At 43.5% G+C, this 16,855-nt stretch carries 13 protein-coding genes; 6 read left to right on the forward strand and 7 right to left on the reverse strand.

Features of this window, described 5'->3' with window-relative positions:
- Positions 1 to 4 precede the first annotated feature (4 nt).
- Entirely contained in the window at positions 5 to 835 is an 831-nt protein-coding gene (locus tag ACZ5PW_RS09365; protein ID WP_464560179.1) for a PHP domain-containing protein, read from the reverse strand.
- 354 nt (positions 836 to 1,189) lie between these two features.
- Between ACZ5PW_RS09365 and ACZ5PW_RS09370 the strand changes: the two genes are divergently transcribed.
- Positions 1,190 to 2,839, forward strand: a complete 1,650-nt coding sequence (locus tag ACZ5PW_RS09370; protein WP_464560181.1) for a diguanylate cyclase domain-containing protein — start codon at positions 1,190 to 1,192, stop codon at positions 2,837 to 2,839.
- A gap of 41 nt (positions 2,840 to 2,880) precedes the next feature.
- On the opposite strand, the gene ACZ5PW_RS09375 is transcribed toward ACZ5PW_RS09370, so the two are convergent.
- Together ACZ5PW_RS09375 and ACZ5PW_RS09380 are read right to left on the reverse strand one after the other, a co-directional pair.
- Positions 2,881 to 3,330 (reverse strand): hypothetical protein, encoded by a 450-nt coding sequence (locus ACZ5PW_RS09375; protein ID WP_464560183.1) that lies wholly within the window; start codon positions 3,328 to 3,330, stop codon positions 2,881 to 2,883.
- A 54-nt stretch (positions 3,331 to 3,384) separates the two neighbouring features.
- Positions 3,385 to 4,818, reverse strand: coding sequence for a sigma-54-dependent transcriptional regulator (locus ACZ5PW_RS09380; RefSeq protein WP_464560185.1), 1,434 nt, complete (start codon positions 4,816 to 4,818; stop codon positions 3,385 to 3,387).
- A 370-nt stretch (positions 4,819 to 5,188) separates the two neighbouring features.
- On the opposite strand from ACZ5PW_RS09380, the gene ACZ5PW_RS09385 reads away from it, so the two are divergent.
- The 3 genes from ACZ5PW_RS09385 (at position 5,189) to ACZ5PW_RS09395 (ending at position 8,639) form a co-directional block, all read left to right on the forward strand.
- A complete protein-coding gene (locus ACZ5PW_RS09385) occupies positions 5,189 to 5,692 on the forward strand; it encodes a PilZ domain-containing protein (RefSeq protein ID WP_464560187.1) in 504 nt (167 codons plus the stop codon).
- A gap of 76 nt (positions 5,693 to 5,768) precedes the next feature.
- On the forward strand, positions 5,769 to 6,581 hold the full coding sequence (locus ACZ5PW_RS09390) for an N-acyl amino acid synthase FeeM domain-containing protein (RefSeq protein ID WP_464560189.1): 813 nt from the start codon (positions 5,769 to 5,771) through the stop codon (positions 6,579 to 6,581).
- A 39-nt stretch (positions 6,582 to 6,620) separates the two neighbouring features.
- Positions 6,621 to 8,639: a ThiF family adenylyltransferase gene (locus ACZ5PW_RS09395; protein ID WP_464560191.1), complete on the forward strand. Its 2,019-nt coding sequence runs from the start codon at positions 6,621 to 6,623 to the stop codon at positions 8,637 to 8,639.
- A gap of 2 nt (positions 8,640 to 8,641) precedes the next feature.
- Here the strand turns inward: ACZ5PW_RS09395 and ACZ5PW_RS09400 are convergent, their stop codons facing one another.
- From ACZ5PW_RS09400 to ACZ5PW_RS09415, 4 genes are all read right to left on the reverse strand, one after another.
- Positions 8,642 to 9,385 carry a class I SAM-dependent methyltransferase gene (locus tag ACZ5PW_RS09400; RefSeq protein WP_464560193.1) on the reverse strand — a complete coding sequence of 248 codons (744 nt, stop codon included), beginning with the start codon at positions 9,383 to 9,385 and terminating at the stop codon, positions 8,642 to 8,644.
- Positions 9,386 to 9,459: 74 nt separating this feature from the next.
- Positions 9,460 to 10,350, reverse strand: a complete 891-nt coding sequence (locus tag ACZ5PW_RS09405) for a PEP-CTERM sorting domain-containing protein (RefSeq protein ID WP_464560195.1) — start codon at positions 10,348 to 10,350, stop codon at positions 9,460 to 9,462.
- 147 nt (positions 10,351 to 10,497) lie between these two features.
- Positions 10,498 to 11,169 carry a CAAX prenyl protease-related protein gene (locus tag ACZ5PW_RS09410; RefSeq protein ID WP_464560197.1) on the reverse strand — a complete coding sequence of 224 codons (672 nt, stop codon included), beginning with the start codon at positions 11,167 to 11,169 and terminating at the stop codon, positions 10,498 to 10,500.
- Positions 11,170 to 11,301: 132 nt separating this feature from the next.
- Complete coding sequence (locus ACZ5PW_RS09415; protein ID WP_464560199.1) at positions 11,302 to 12,057, reverse strand: PEP-CTERM sorting domain-containing protein; 756 nt, start codon at positions 12,055 to 12,057, stop codon at positions 11,302 to 11,304.
- 751 nt (positions 12,058 to 12,808) lie between these two features.
- On the opposite strand from ACZ5PW_RS09415, the gene prsT reads away from it, so the two are divergent.
- The gene (gene prsT / locus ACZ5PW_RS09420; RefSeq protein WP_464560201.1) at positions 12,809 to 15,481 is read left to right on the forward strand and encodes an XrtA/PEP-CTERM system TPR-repeat protein PrsT; all 2,673 of its coding nucleotides are present in this window, start codon (positions 12,809 to 12,811) and stop codon (positions 15,479 to 15,481) included.
- Complete coding sequence (locus tag ACZ5PW_RS09425; RefSeq protein WP_464560203.1) at positions 15,481 to 16,836, forward strand: TIGR03013 family XrtA/PEP-CTERM system glycosyltransferase; 1,356 nt, start codon at positions 15,481 to 15,483, stop codon at positions 16,834 to 16,836. The genes prsT and ACZ5PW_RS09425 overlap by 1 nt, the downstream gene beginning before the upstream one ends.
- The last annotated feature ends 19 nt before the right edge of the window (positions 16,837 to 16,855 follow it).

The following is a 16,855-nucleotide window of genomic DNA, read 5'->3' on the forward strand; positions in this document are numbered from 1 at the left end:
TTCACTACCGGTATCTTATCTGTTTTAACTTGTAAAAATTTTTTACAGTCATGTTGCCAAGCCCCATATTTATTTGCGGCTTGGCTCTGCCGTGAAAATCCGATCCACCGCTTAAAACAAGCCCCAGTTCCTCCGCAAGCTGTTCACATGCTATTTCTTCGCTCCGGCTGTGGAGACCGTAATATGCTTCTATTCCCTGCAGCCCTAGTGATTTCAGTCTTACCAATTCCTTGCGCAATATGTTTATTTCGGAACAATATTTGAAAGGATGGGCAAGGATCGGAATGGCTCCATTTGACCTGAGCATGCTGAGTCCTTCTTCCGCTGACATTTTTTCTCTGGGGATGAATGCTTTTCCGGTATGGCCTAAAAATAGATCGAAAGCTTCTTTGATAGAGTTGACTGCTCCTTTGTTTTTGAGAACTGATGCTATGTGTATCTGACTGATTTGACCTTGTGTGGTCTCTTGCACGTCTTCAAAGTCAATATTGATCCCCAGTGAGTTAAGCTTGTTGATTGTTATTTTTATTCGTGCCTGTTCTTGTCTGCTCATCTCGCTCAGTTTTTGAGACAGTTCCGGGGATTCGTGGTTGACCCACAGTCCGAGAATATGGAGTAGGCCTGAGTTTGACTGGATGGTAAGCTCACAGCCTGGAATAACTTCCAGTCCATAAGCCCGTCCTGCGCACAGAGCTTCATGAATGCCGCTGACGGTGTCATGGTCGGTTAGGGCAATTACTTCAAGCCCTTCCTGTTTGGCAGCCATTACCAGTTCAGTCGGCGACAGGGAGCCGTCAGACTCTCTGGAGTGCATGTGTAAATCTATTTTACTCATTTGTAGGGTTCGGTTTGTGTCAGGTTCTATGCAGACTTTGTATCTAGTTGAACTTTCACCCGTTTATAAGAATAGTTCAAGAGATATTTAGCAAATTAAATTTGTCTTAAAATTTGTTTTCAGAAATTTTACATTCGGAAAAATTAAACTGACTATAGATTTTTTTTCTTGTGTATTTTATATATAACGCCGACAACTGTGGCTGTTCTGAAAACCTGATTAAAATTGTATGTTTTTTCTGGTATTGCTTTCCGGAGATCATAAGAGATTAATAAAAGGAATTCGCCCTGTAACGAGAATTGAGCGGCGGGTTCATCAGAAAGTTTGCATCAATAATAAAAAGAATGAGCATGTATGCCTACATATTTTAATGATCTACCTCTGCGCAAAGTTTACGGCGCAGCCCTGCTGAGCAATATCGACTCTATGCTGAAGGTGCTTCGGGATACCAAGTTCCGACCTGTCCCGGTTATGACAGAACAGGCTGGAGTTATTTCACTAACAGCCAATGAAGCACTTGATATTCTTGATCAGACTCTCAATTTAGAACGTGGCGACAAGCCTGCACAGTCCGTTATTAATGTTACGCCTGAGGATTATGTTTGTGTCTATCTGAATGACAGGAATCTTAAGGATGATACCCTTTTTGTAGTAAATAAGGATGATGGGGTGCTTGGTTGTATTTCTGCCCAGGAAATACTTGTTCATCTTACCCCTTCGATTGTTCCCAGGGTGCAGAACCTGCAGCTTTCAGAAGATTTCGTGATCAGCAGTGTAAACGATAGCGTCTATAGCGTTCATACCAGATTATACAGGGAAAGGAAAAAGATGGCGCTGGTCAGGAATGATGACGGCGAAGTCTGTGGACAGATCTCGGATTTTTTTCTTGGTAAGTTGGTGGAGAAGGGATGCGATATTTGGAACACCAAAGCCGGTAGATGTGTTCAGCCGGTAGTGTGTGTGCCGGAGGAATCATGGTTGAAAGATGCTTATTCAAGAGCTGTTTCAGTCGGCGGGGATATTATTGTAGTAAGCGATTGCGGAGGGACCATAAAAGGAACCGTTTCACTTTCTGATATAGCTAATAGTTTCGGGCTTGATGAGTGTCCCCCAAATAATTATTGCCGCTACAATGAAAATGACGCTCTTTTTCTGAATACGGCATTATCAAAATCCCTGCAGACTGGAATTGTGGGAACTGATGAAAGCCTGAGTATTATATATTTCAATGAGGCAATGAGTCGCTTTTTTGAAAACCCTGAGCAACTCAGGTTGGGGTGCAATTTTGCAGATATAGCCTCTCTTTGTAATATTTCCGGACCCAGGCTGGGCAAAGCGATTGCCTCCATGGACCTTGGCGAGCATGCCCCCGTAAATTCATGGTGTATGGTGGATGGAGTAAAAAAAGTTCTGGAGTTGCGAATAAGCAGTCTGCCTAAGGAAAACGGAACATGCGGCTTTGTTTTCAGTCTGCAGGATAAGACAGAGCAGCATAATGCGGAAAATGCAGTCCGCCGTCTTGCCTATTCAGACCAGTTGACCCGGTTGCCAAACCGGGCCCTGCTCTATGAAAGACTTGATATGGAGATTAAACGGGCTAAACGTTCAGAAACTAAGATAGCCTTGATGATGCTTGATTTGAACGGCTTCAAAAATGTAAATGATACCCACGGACATGCTGTGGGAGATAAGCTGCTGATAAAGGTCGGTGAAATACTTGATTCCTGTATCAGGGAGACAGATATAGTGGCGAGGTATGGTGGAGACGAGTTTATATTTTTGCTGCCTGACATGCAAAGTCAGCAGGATGTAGATGTTTTTGCAAGTCGCGTACGGGAGCAGCTCGCAGCCCCAGTTGTGATCGATGGTATCTCTTTTCAGGTCAGCGGAGCTATGGGGTATTCATTTTATCCCGATTCAGGTGAAACTTTCGAGGAGCTGTTGCGCTGTGCGGATTCCAATATGTATCGCGACAAAAAAGAGCAGCAGGGCGGTTCAGAGTAGAGGACTAAGTGTGTATGTGTTAGAGGAGGTGTCGGTATTATTTACATCAGGTACTTGTGAATAAGATCTTTATCCTCGCGCAGCATTTCAACACCTACATTAATATGCTCTTTCAACTGCACATGCTTCGGCAGGCAGTGCACTGTGGAGATCTCTTTATCTTCAGCAATAAAAGAAACGGATATATCGGTTATCCGGTCCAGCATTTCCACAAATACATAACCTTTGTCGTGTAGAGCTAAGAGCATTCCTTTGCGGGAGATGTTTTTAATCACTACAGGCAGAAACAGAATTTCATTTGTATTCATTGTCAGTTTGATCATGCCTGAGATGTTGATTTCTTTTCTGAAATTTTTCCTGCGGTCAGTTGAAATTTTATCACACTGCTCCGAATTATACCTTTCCAGCTCTTTAATGACGTTTTTAATCTCCTGATGTTCTTCATCCATCATGAGTTGCATGATCTGGTCAGCAGAATTGTTGTTTTTCATAACTGCTCCATTTTTCAGGGATATTCAGTTTTTATTTTTTATAATAACATATTTTTAACTGTTTTGTAGGGAAAGACGATGTTTTTGCAGTAATTCGTATAATCTTGCCCTGGATAGCCCGGATATATTACAGGCTTTCGCAACAGAAGCATCAGAGGCTTCCACAAGTTTTTCCAAATAGGCCTGCTCCATTAGTTCTATGGTTTGCTGCCGGACAGCCTTGATAGGTGGCAATTCTCCTGTGCTGAAAACAAACGGAAGACCAACTTCATTTTGCAACAAATGTTCCTGCTCCCGATTATGTTCACATTCCGTGTCTTTAGCGTTTTTGTAAACGCGGCACATGCGCAGGTGCTTGGGCAGGTCATAAACGGTTATTGTGTCTGATGATGTAGATCTGTAAAAAGCGGTCTGAAGAACGTTGAGAAGTTCGCGTACATTGCCGGGCCAGTCGTATGTTTCGAGAGTATCGAAGACTTCAGAGTCTATACTTTTAAACGGGACTCCGTTTTCTTCGCAGAAGTTGTTGATAAAGAAATCACAGAGCAGTTTTATGTCGCCTTTTCTGTCTTTGAGGGGAGGTAGGTTTATGCTCAGAGCGTTGAGCCTGTAGTAGAGATCCTGTCTGAACTGTTTGTTTTTGACCATCGCATCAAGGTCGCGGTTTGTTGCAGCCACAATGCGAAAATCACTGTAGACTTCCTTGCTGGAACTTAGCGGTCTGAAGGTCTTTTCCTGGAGTACTCGAAGGAGTGACTTTTGAATATCAAGGTCGAGGTCCCCTATTTCGTCGAGAAAAATAGTTCCGCCGTCTGCCTGGTGAAACATTCCCTTTTTTTTGGAATTTGCGCCGGTGAAAGAGCCTTTATCGTGTCCGAACAGCAGGCTTTCCGCCAGAGGGGCCGGCAGATTCGTACAATCTACAACAATGTAGCTGTTATCCGCTCTTGAACTGTTTTTATGTAATGCTCTTGCAAAGAGCTCCTTGCCTGTACCTGTTTCGCCTGTGATGAGGGTGTTGGCATTGGTGCCTGCGGCAACAGAGAGCTGTTTCAGGCTGTTCTGCAATTCGGAGCTTTCGCCGACAATGAAGTTGCGTTCAAGGTCAACGAGGCTTTCATAACTGCCTTTGTGGCTGAGTAGTTTTGAAATCAGCTGCTTAAGTTGTTTTTTGGGAGTCGGTTTTATCAGATAGTCAGTAACCCCGGCGTCAAAAGCCTGAGTGATGAACTGGTCGTTACTTTCGCTGGTGTAGGCAACGATGTTTGCTCCGGGGCTGAGTTCAGAGAGCTCTTCAACATGATCCAGACCGTTTTCGCCTCGCAGATGGATATCTAGAAGAATTATATTGTACTTGTTCTTCAAGAGTTCTTTTTTGGCTTCTCTGGTGGAGTGGACATATCTGCATTCGTGGCCGAATTTGGTGATTCTCAGCTCCGCTTCGGCGCAGACTAGAATGTCATCATCTATGATTAGAATAGATCCCACTGGTGATACCCTCTATTTTGACTTATTTTCTTCAGGCCAGATCATTTTTTCAGTATTATTTGATCATTACTGCAGAAGGTGTTGTCTATCAAATAATTTAAGGTGTGTCAGCCTCACAGCAGTCCGATTTTAATGTTTATTTGTTAAGTTTTAAAGTTATGCGGTTGATAGGCTTTAAGGTTAAAAATAACATGAGTCTTAACGTTAATAGTTTTGTTAGTATTATCAGTGTTGTTTTCATCGTTTGTCTAATTGCACGCTTATTGCATCTGTCTTTTCCCAAGCAAGCAAATAAGCATTCGCTCGTATGCTTCTTCCTCAATGATATTAAGAGCTGAACTTGAAAACAATGAGCAGGTGCAGGTTGAATATGATGATCTCATTCTATCTTGAACGTGAAGAATTTCATGTTCTTAGAAAACTGGCAGAGGGAAACGGTCTGGATATCAACAGCTGCGCTAAAAATATTTTAAACCGCTATCTGTCTAAAGCCTCTAAGAAAGGCCAGGCTGAAGGCAATAATGACAAGAGAGTCCATCCTAGGGCAAAAGTGTCAATATCCGGGGTATCATGTGTAAATATATCCGACAAAGAACTGCGCAGTTATCCGGTCGTGGTTGAGGATATCTCTAAAGGGGGCGTGCGTATCTCTTTTAAGAAGAGCTCATCTGATCTGGTGAGGAAGCTTTCCAAGGTTTCTTCCTTTGAGATAGTTTTCACTATTCCCCACAATTCCCAAATAGTTTCTTTATCCTGTAAATGTTTACGCCATGATGTTTCGGAAAACGTATCAATGGTGGGAACTTTTGAAGGTAATGATGATAATGCCATAACTATGGTGGATTCCATGGTCAAGGAGTCCATCGCTCATTAACTGTAAATGCGGAATAGACTGCAATAGGGGGAAAACTAAATTGAAGCCTGGAATAGAGAGGCGCCGGACAATTAGATTGAGACGTTCGGCACTTACCAAGAGTAAACTTGAGGATCTGGACCGCCCCGCATTGAAATGTGCTGAGACTATTGATGAGTTGGAGCAGGCTTTCAAAATAGTCTACAGGACTTATCGTGACAGCAATTATATCCCGCCAAACACAGACAAGATGTATTATAACCATTATTGTCTGCTGCCTACATCAAATGTATTCATATTCAAGGAATATCTGGATGTTGTCTCCACACTTTCCAGTTTCGGGGATAATAAAGAGTTCGGGCTTCCCATGGATTCTTTATACAAAGATGAGCTTGATGAACTGAGGAAAAATGGACGCAGGCTGGTAGAGATGGGAATGCTTGCGACTCCAAAAAAGAAGCGTATGAATAATCTGGTTATTTATCTAGTTAAAGTCGCTATCAATTATGCGATAATGACCAGGTTCGATCACATCTGCGCGATGATAAATCCAAAACATTTACGCTTTTACACGGATGTTCTCATGTTTGACCAGTATGGGGATGAGAAATGGTATGATGCTGTGAGTGCTCCTGCAATCGCAGTCGGCGCTGATATGAATACCTATATGGAGAGAATAAAGAAAGCTTACGGCGAAAATGATTTTGAAACCAACTTGCATACTTTCTTTACTGAAGTTTTTGATGTCAAATTAGATCCTAGTCTTGAGGACCCCAACAGTAACAAGATTTATCTTGACCAGAAGACTCTCGATCATTTTATCGAGAAACGTCCCGACATGATGCAGTCTTTAAGTGACAAACAGAAGTTGGCTTTGCGCAATCAGTCACGTATAGACTATTTGAATTGAAATGGACATGAATCCGCTACCGTGGAGAGCGAGGGAATTTTGATCAAAGAGAATATTGGCGAGAAGTTGGGTAATTTTTCTGTTTCCGGTAGGAATACTTACTTTGGCACGGCTTTCAGTCGCAGTCTTGGGGTTGTTAATGCCAATGATTTTGAAAAGTTGAAGAATTCCAGGGTGGCTATTCCCGGCATGGGAGGGGTAGGAGGGTCACACCTTATAACTCTGGTTAGAGCGGGGATCGGGAGATTCAGGCTTGCTGATTATGATACTTTTGATCCGGTCAATATCAACAGGCAGTATGGAGCGAATGTAAACAACTTTGGCCGTGCAAAAATAGACGTGATGTCTCAAACGGCTTATGAAATAAATCCTTACCTGGAGATTGATAAGTTCTCGTCCGGGCTTTCTCTTGATAACATTGATAAATTTCTGGAAGAAGTTGACGTCGTTATTGATGGTCTTGATTTCTTTGTCTTCGATATCCGCCGGGAATTGTTCATGGCGGCACACCGCAAAGGCATTCCGGTAATAACAGCCGGACCGTTGGGCTTTAGTTCAGCGTTACTGGTTTTTACCTCTGATTCCATGAATTTTGATCAATATTTTGATATCCAGGACAATGACTCCTATCTTGACTGCATATTGAAGTTTGCCATCGGTCTTTCTCCAAGAGGTAAACATTTCAAATATATGGATGATAAATTTGTGGATCTTGCCGGTAAGCGGGGGCCTTCTTTCGGTTCAGCCTGCCAACTGTGTGCCGGTCTGGCCACAACGGAGGCCGTTAGAATCCTGCTAGGCAGAGGAAAAGTGAAAGCTGCTCCATACTTTCATCAGTTTGATCCCTATACGAGGAAATATATCCAGGGAAAATTGAGCAAAGGAAACCGAGCTTATACTCAGAGGGCGAAGCTCTGGCTTGTAAAAAATTTAATGATTGAGCGTAAGAAGACCATCGGTCCGGTTGTTCCGGACTTTCCGGACCTGAGGTCCGAAGGTTTCGGAGCCGTTTGGGATTATATTATTCGGGCGGGGATTCAGGCTCCTTCCGGTGATAACTGTCAGCCCTGGATATATATCAAGGATGATAATGGAATTACTCTGAGGCTCGACTCTAAAGCGGACGACAGCTTTTTCAACCTCAATCAGTCCGCGTCAATTATCTCTTGCGGAGCCGCTGTTGAAAACATGGTTCTTGCTTCTAAGGCGTGTGGTTTCGATCCCATGGTTTCTGTGCGTGAGCAAAGCGAATCCGGTCTGTCCGTAAAAATTGATCTGGAAAAGGACGACAACATTCACGAACCCCAGCTGTTCGATTCCATCTGGAAGCGCACCACAAACCGTAAGCCTTTTGATAAAAAAATGGTTGTTCCGGGAATATGGGAGACTGCAGCTGAGTCCCTTTCTGATCTGGATGGAATCTCTTTACATTGGATTTCTGACAGAGAACGGCTGTCTACTTTTGCTAAAGCTGTTTTTATTGCAGATCAGGTCCGCGCAGAGCGCAGGGACCTTCATGAATTTCTTTTTGAGAAGATAAGGTTTACGAGGGAAGAAGCTGCGTTAACAAGAGACGGGTTGCCCCTTGACAATCTTGAAGCCGGATTTGTCGGAAATTATTTTTTGAAGGCACTTAGAAAATGGTCGGTTGCCAAGGTCTTGAATACAATGGGGGCCAGCAAGGGAATTGCAAAAATAGCAGAGCAGGGAGTTCTCCGATCCGGAGGGATAGGGCTTGTCTGCGCTGACTCTTATGATCCTGATTCCATTTTTAGAGCCGGACGCGCTTTTCAGCGTTCATGGCTTACTTTCACCCATTATGGAATCGAATTTCAGCCAATTGCCGCTCCGGCCCTGTTCCGCATGCGTGTTCTTGAAAGAGGGGATGACTGCTTTTCCCCGGAACACAGACAGAAGCTAAAAAATACCTGGCCGATAATCGAGCAGTGTTTTCCAGGATTTTCAAATAAAAAACCGATCCTGTTTTTCAGAATCGGTTTCGGGAAATCAATCAAGTATGGAACCTATCGCAGGCCGCTTGAAAGTTTCATAAGCTGAACTTATTTGCGTGAAACGTAGAAGTTTTTTGCAAGTGCCTGACGCATGGGAACAGAAATGCTTATTTTGGATTTGCGCCTTGCAGCAGCAGGGCGCTCCAGTCCCATATGGGTCAGGAAGTATCTGGCAAAAGAGTCTCGGGAAAGGCCCACGCTTTCTGCAAGGGAGATCATCTCATTTTCAGTCAGGCTTGCTCTGATTGAGTCCCTGTATTGTTTTCTCATCAGACTGTCATAGGAAAATCCGAAAATACTTACGTGCAGGGCTGTCTCAATTCTGGAGAGCCGTTTGAGATCTCGTACCAGTATTGCACCATTATTCTTGGAAACTCTCATGATTTCTTTAAGCATCGTCCCCGGATTTTCGAGATGATGCATCATGTTATGTGAGTATACACAATCAAAGGAGTTATCTTCAAAGGGAATTTTGAGAGCATCACCTTTGGTGAAGTTGATATTGTGTATGCCTTCACTTTCCGCATTACTGCGGGCTCTTTTCAGCATGTTTTCGGATAGATCTATCCCGGTGATGACAGCTCTGCTGTGAGTTGCCACACCTATGGATATCCAACCTGTACCGCAACCGACTTCCAGGAATCGTCCTTCTTCAGGAGCAAGATTGACTATGGATTCGACAAATCCGGTGTGCAGTATATTAAGATACTGTTTGGTGAGCTGGTCATATGCAATGACATCCTGCTCTGAGGACATAATCTCTTTTTCAAGGATTCTTGGTGGAGTATTCATGGCTTTTCCTCAATGCGAAAAAGCGAAGCCGGGGTAATCGGCTTCGCTTGTGGTTAGGCTTGGGGAGTATATTTCTAAAGAAGATTTCTCTGTCTGCGGGTGTAGAAGAAACAACCAGCCAGACCGAGTCCGATGAGGATAAAGGAACTGGGTTCAGGTACTGCATGCATGGTCAGAGTTGTTCCGAGGTTGCTTGCAAAGTCCCATCCGTTGGGGTCTTCGTACTGGATAGTGGCTGTTCCGCGTGCTGCTGCATCGTAGATGGTACCATCTACCAGATTTGAGTAAGTGTCATCTCCGATGTGGTCAGCAAAGCTCGTGTTCAGGAAGTCCAGGAAGAAGGTTCCCTGAGCAAGCTGAGGCAGAACTACTGCAGTCTGGGTAATGTCAGCGTTAGTGGCATCAGCACCGGGGACCCACTGGAAATCTGCGAGCTCGCTATCGAGAGCAAGTGAAGAACCGTACTGGGCTTCGAACCATGAAAGGTCGAGTTCGCCGTTAGTAATGTCTGTAGTGCCGGCTGTGGGAGCTTCAGGTGCAGTTGTAACATCAGTTGTTTCACTGGAGTAGAATTTACCTTCACCACCGGAAAAGCTCATTACGAGTGTGGCGGGATCAATATCTTCGATTTTAAGTCCCCAGAACACACCGGTAACTGTCAGCGGGGTTCCGGATTCAGGCCATACATCTTCAGAAACATTGCTGATGTTCTGTACTTTTTCAAGATCCATAACACCCCAGATGTATTTTCCAACAAGCTTGGTTCTGAGAGTGCTGACATCTGCAAATTCTGAGTAGCTGAAGTCGATGTCATTACCGGCTTCATCCACAACATTCTGGTAGAAACTCAGGTTCCAGGTGTAATCACCAACATCATCCATGCCGAGATAGTCTGCGTGGGCAAAGCTGGCGAAAGCCATTGTCATGAGAACTGCCATGCTAAGAACAATTGATTTAATCCTCATTTTAAACTCCTTTTGGTTTTCTTTAGTCTTAGCAATGTGTGTGCCATGTTTTATATAGTTGTTTTTAAAGGGCTTATTTTTTAAATAAGGTTTTTTTGGTGAAAACTGTAAAACTCTCCGACGCTTTTTTAAGTAAATGTTTACAGCTTACCAGAATTTCCAGTTGTCACCGTAAACGACAAAGAGGGCTAAAAGCATATTACTCAGTGCATGACTAAGAATACACTGGGCTAAGCTGCTTGTTTTATAGTATATATAGTTATATGCGATGCCTGCGATCATACCGGCCAGCCAGAGTTGGTGCTCAAGCCCGAACAGGATCACAGTTGAAATGAAGGTGAAAGGTGTAAATTTTCCTTGTCTGACAGACATGAAGTCAGAATTAACAAGGTAACGGCAAAGAAAGGATCTCCAGAAAAGTTCTTCCATCACAGGTACGACCAGCACCGCACCAGAAGCCCGGATTAACAGCAATAAAATATTAATCCGCTCATCGAGAAACACGTTATGGGCATAAGGGGACAGTTTTCCACTAATGAAAGGCGGTACAGCCAAGTTTATCCAGAGAATAATCACCACAGTTCCGACAATAATGCTTAGCAGTGTATGGCGCAGGTAAAGCAACTGACTCCATACTATTTCAGTGTAAAATTTCCTGAATACTACCAGCGAAATTACAACCAGAACAATCTTTACAGGATAGATTAAGCATAACTCTTGGGAGGAGATGTGTATTCCCGAAAGTTTCAGCATCTCAAGGATGGCAATAAAGGACATATATATTGAAAACGGGAGTACTCTGGCCAGGGTGTGGTTCATCTTTTTCTCGAGATTTCGAAGGTGTTGCTTTTGCTGTCCGGAAGAATGCAATGAGTAAATGAAGGGGATAAGAAAAAACACCAGCAACCGGGTATTCCCAGTTGATGGTGTTTCTTATTGAGTTTTCCTTGCCTAAATTATTTTAGAAGATTGTCTTCTGCGCTGATAAAAGAAGAGACCTATCGCACCCGCTCCGAACAGAATGAAAGTTCCGGGTTCGGGAGATGGAATTGGAATCTCGCTGAACAAAACGTCATTGGCGCAGGTCATTGCAAAAGCATAGGTCATGTGCTGTCCGGCATACTGGTCAAGTTCAATTTCAAAACCGGACCAAATAGCCGTAGCCGGAGAGTCTTCTGTTACCCTTTTTGTGTTGTAATCCCATTGGGAAAAACTGATGTATCTATCTAGGAGTGTTCCGTACTTATTCAGGTACCACTTGTCGGCCTGCACAACATGCCCGGTTCTGCCATGACCGTATGGAACGAAAGCTTCAATGTAGTTATCCCAGTCATCGATGGGCATGTCCACCTTGTAAAGGTCATAGTTGCTGCGCCTGCTCGTACGCCAACCGTTCCAGGTACTGACGTTATGTAGAATGTAGTCCCACTTGTTGTCCTGGTCAAAATCAAAAAACCAGTCAGCGGGCATTATGTTTTTACTGGTGGAAGTGTAATCAAGTTCGATTCCTTTAAGTGTATGATCATCAAAAACGAATCTTCCGCCTGTAAGTTGCGGCGTTCCCACCACGTCAGTGTTGTGATATCTCGTTTGGATTCCATCCCACTCATTCGCGGTGTCGTAGAAATTTAGATATCCTGCACTAGCAAACGATGACTGCAGCATCAGAAACAATGTGATAATAAACAGTAGCGATTTGTTTTTCATATTTTCACCTCTGCTGATTCTAAGCATAATGTGTGCCAGTTTTTGTGAAAGTCGTGTCCTGTTTTTCTGATGTGCATTTTATTGAAGTTTAATTTTCCAGTTGTGAAATGAGCTAATCAATTCTGAATACTAATCCTGAAAAAGTGGACACTGTTTATCCTAACCTGTGATCTACAGAGGTACTGAGAGTAGCACGGGCAAGTTTAGATTGTCCGGCTTAAACAGACACTACTTGTAGAGGGTATTAAGGGTATAATTCTATAGGGTTGGTTTTTGGGTGTTTTTTTATAATTTATAATATTCTGATTTATAAGGGTAAATGCTTTGAGTGTTGGCTGAGGTGGCCGTCTGATTTTACCGGACTATGTACTCGGGTATCCGGATTATTCCTGTTCTGATGTTATATTGGCGGCTTTTCAAGGCTTTCATAAAAATAAAAAAGGCTAATCTTGTTTAAATTTGTTCCATAAGAAGTTTGATAGATTATTTATTTATTCTTCCAGAACCTCCCTTTTCTATATTCCTTTGTTTAGTAAGGTTCGGGGGCCTCTCATGGTATGTTTAACAGTTCCGGTTTTATGATATGACGGTAAATTTAAATATCGATGTTTTTTGTGTAATTGTCTGTATTTATTCCTGTTTTTCTCGGTTTTATAAAATTGATTCCATCCCGTTGTTTATGTCTGTGAAGATATAGTTGGCACGGAAATAGCTTAGTTGGGTGGCAAAATATAATTCCGGGAGATTCATTTTGAAGCGATTAATACTAATTATCTTTGTCATTGGAGCATTGGCTGGTTGTGGCGGAAGCAATGCCGGAAAACTCGTCGAGGAAGGTAAGAAGCATTTTGCCGACAAAAATTATAATGGCGCGATTGTGGTTTACAAGAGTGTTCTTGATAAGTCTCCTGAAAACCTCGATGCACGACTCGGTCTTGCCAGATCATACTTAATGGCAGAGAAATACGAGAGTGCACAAAAGAATTTTGATAAATATCTTTTACAGAATCCTTACGACAATACTGTCTACCTTGATTTAGGTAAGATAGCTTTCCATAATAAAAATTTTATCAAGGCTCTCGAGTTGCTGCGTAAGTATAATGAAGCTTACCCCGAATCAGTAGAAGGAAATATCCTGATGGGACAGGCTTTCTTTTTCTCCCGCAATAATGGGGCGGCAATGGATTATTTCAATAAAGCCCTGAATCTTGATCCCGAAAATATCAGAGCAATGCTCGGTAAGGCCCGCGTTCTACTGTCCAACGCAAAAACCGCTGATGCTGAGGTCCTTGTCGATAAGATTCTTGCCAAAGATCAAATCAACCATGAAGGGTTGTACCTTAAGGCCAAATGCGTTGTTGAGCGTGGTGACACTGAAGCCTACAAAGATATTTTCCTGAAAATCCATGAAAATCATCCTAATGATGCATATGCCGCTTATGTAGTAGGTAAGCGTCTTGTTAAGGAAGGTAAATTCGACAAGGCATGGAGTCTGGCCAACAGTCTGGATAAAATAGCTCCTGAAACAGGTTTCGGACGAAAGTTGGTTGGGCTGTCTTTCTATACCCAGAAAAAATATGACGCGGCGGTCAATGCATACATGGAAGCTGTTTCCGTGCGTCCCGATCCTGAAGGTTATTATATGCTGGGTATTTGTAACTATGAAAATGGCAATTACGAGACAGCTATAAGCCATCTTCGTAAAGCTGTTGATTATTCGCCCGGCTTTTCACGCGCAAGAGAACTGATCAGTCAGATTCTCCTCCATCAGCAGAGATATGACGAATCCGTTGCTGAAGCTCGTAAGATTATTGAAGAAGACAGTGACAACCTTTTTGCAAGGATGACACTGGGTGATGCATATTTTGCCAAGGGCGAGAGCAGTAAGGCCATTGCAGAGTATGAAAAGGCGACTAAGCTAGATCCTGAAGTTGCGCAGTCATATTTCAAAATGGGAGCTGTTCATTATTCCATGGGAGAACTCGGCAAAACCGAATCCGCTCTCAAGGATGCCATAAGTGCATCACCTGAAAATGTTCGTCCAAAGGTTGTTCTCGCGGCTTTTTATCTCCGCAATGCCGAGAACGCCAAAGCTCGCGAGGTTCTTGCCAGCGGATTGGACGGAAGTCCCGAGGATGCTCTGCTTTACACCCTTCTTGCAAGAATGGATCTGATTGAGAATAAATATGATAAGGCTAAGAATTATCTGAACAAGGCTATTGAAGCGGACCCGAAGGGAGTCACTCCTTACATGATGCTTGCTACAATGAACCTTGCAGAAAAGAAAACCGATGAAGCTCTTGTCATGTACAATCGTGCCCTTGAACAAAATCCTGATTTTCTTAGGGGGCTTCTTGGCAAAGCCCAGATTCTCAATATGCTTGACCGGAAAGATGAAGCAGAAGCTTGTTATCTTAAGGCCTTGGAGAGCGAAGCTCCGGAGGCTTTTATTCGTTACGCTGTCAGCAAAGCCCGAAATGGTGAGAATGACAGAGCTCTTGAAATTCTTGCGCAGGGAAGAAAGTTGAATCCCATGAGTCTGCGCCTTGCCCAGACTCGTGCGAGCGTACTTTTCGAAATGAAAAGGTTTCAGGAAGTCCTGCAGCTTTGTAATGAAATGGAAAAGATAGAGCAGGGTGCAGCACTGGGATTAAGAATCCGCACCCATATGATAATGGGTGACAGTGATAAGGCCATACGTTCAGCCCGACAGATTGTTGATTTTTTTCCTAAGCAGCCTGTAGGTTACCTTACTCTTTACAGGATATATTCCAGCATCGGTGACTCGGAGCGTGCCTATGGGATTCTTAAGGAAGCCCAGCAGAAGTGTGGACCCAAATCAGTTATAATGACAACTTTCTCCGGCTACTACAGCAGCCGTGGCGAGTACAAGAAAGCCTTAAATTTTGTCGATGCAGCCATCAAGCGTAATGAACAGGACCATGCTGCTCATACAATCAAGGGAAATATTCTCCTGCAGATGGGATATGAGAAAAAAGCTGCAGACAGTTTCAGCAAGGCTCTGCAGTATTCTGACCGCTATGTACCCGCATTGAACAATCTTGCAATGCTGTATGTTGAGGATCCTGAAACCTCTCTTGAAGCAATGCGTCTTGCCTATACTGCTTATCTTCAGGAACCGCTTGAACCTACTGTTCTAGATACATTCGGCTATACACTTATTAAAAATGACCGGGCCAAGGAAGCAGTTCCAGTTCTTGAAAAAGCTCTCTCAATAAATGGGGATGATCCATCAATCGGTTATCACCTCGGTCTTGCCTATCTTGATTCAGGCCGCAGCGAGGAGGCTCTTGTCTACTTCAAAAAGGTTGCGGAGTGCGTGAACTGCCAGGAGTCGGGTGAAGCAGTAAAGCTAATATCCAGAATAAATAAAGATAGCTCTAAACAAGGAGGTAAAGAATAATGGTTGCCTTAGCTTCCGTTAGAATATTCAAGGACTTTTTATTGTTCTCGTTTGCCTTGCTCATTTGTTCGCTGTTCTTTTTCAAGGATTTCGCACAGATGTTTTCAGTAATGTCCTTACGGGCCTCTGAGCTTTCAATTCTTGCCGGGGTGGCGGTATTCTCCTCAGTGGTGGTCCATGTGGTGACTTACCTTACCCGTCCAAGAGAAGTAGGGAGCATTCTGACCTTGGCTATCAGCCTGATTCTGGCTACCAATATTGCCTTTGTCCTGTATTGGACAACCGGACTTTTCTCAAAAATAGAGGAAATGGTTTTCTTCATTCTCTTTTTCTTCGGTCTGACCCAGCTTGTTTGTATATTTATTGTCAGCCATTGGAAGATAATTCCAGGCATGATGAATAATGTCCTTGTCGTCGGCAACGGGGCCCTGGCAGAAGATATGTGTTGCATGGCCAGTGGCGGCAATGGGAGATATGAGCTGAGCGGTTTTGTGGAATGCAGACCGGGCGAATTTGACTGTGATGATTCAAATGAGGAGCTCCCTAACGTAATTCTTGATAAAGCCCGTTCTGAAAAGGCGTCACTTATCGTAGTGTCTCTCTCTGAACGAAGGGGAACTCTGCCCCTGCAGCAGCTTATCAATTGCAAGCTGAGCGGTTATGAAGTTATTGATGCTCCTGAATTCTATGAACGCGTTGAACGTAAGCTTTTTCTGGAGAATATAAAGCCCAGTTCGTTTATTTTTTCAAGCGGCTTCAAAATTCTCGGTTTGCGTAGGTTCATCAAGCGAACTATTGATATTGTTTTTTCTCTGATAGGCTTGGTAGTTGTGCTGCCCTTTGTCCCGTTTATCGCCCTTGCCATCAAGCTCGACTCTGAAGGACCGATCCTTTTCAAGCAGACAAGGGTGGGGCAGGGAGACAGGAATTTTACGATCTATAAATTCCGCACAATGTGCAAAGATGCCGAAAAGAAATCCGGGGCAGTATGGGCCCGAAAGAATGATGCACGTGTTACCCGTGTCGGGGAATTTCTTAGAAAGTCCCGCATAGATGAACTGCCTCAGCTTATCAACTCTCTCAAAGGTGACATGAGTCTTGTCGGTCCGCGTCCGGAGCGTCCGGAGTTTGTCAAGAACCTTAAAAAGGTAATTCCTTACTATTCAGAACGGCATTTTGTTAAGCCGGGAATAACAGGGTGGGCACAGGTCTGTTATCCTTACGGTGAGTCTGAAGAGGATGCTATCGAAAAGCTGCGTTACGATTTGTATTACATTAAGAACTATTCGCTCAGGTTCGATTACAGGATCATGCTGGAGACTGTTTCAGTTATGGCGAAAAAAATGGGACAATAGTCCGGGTTTAAGAGGTCTG

The sequence above is a fragment of the Maridesulfovibrio salinus genome, from assembly GCF_055394525.1.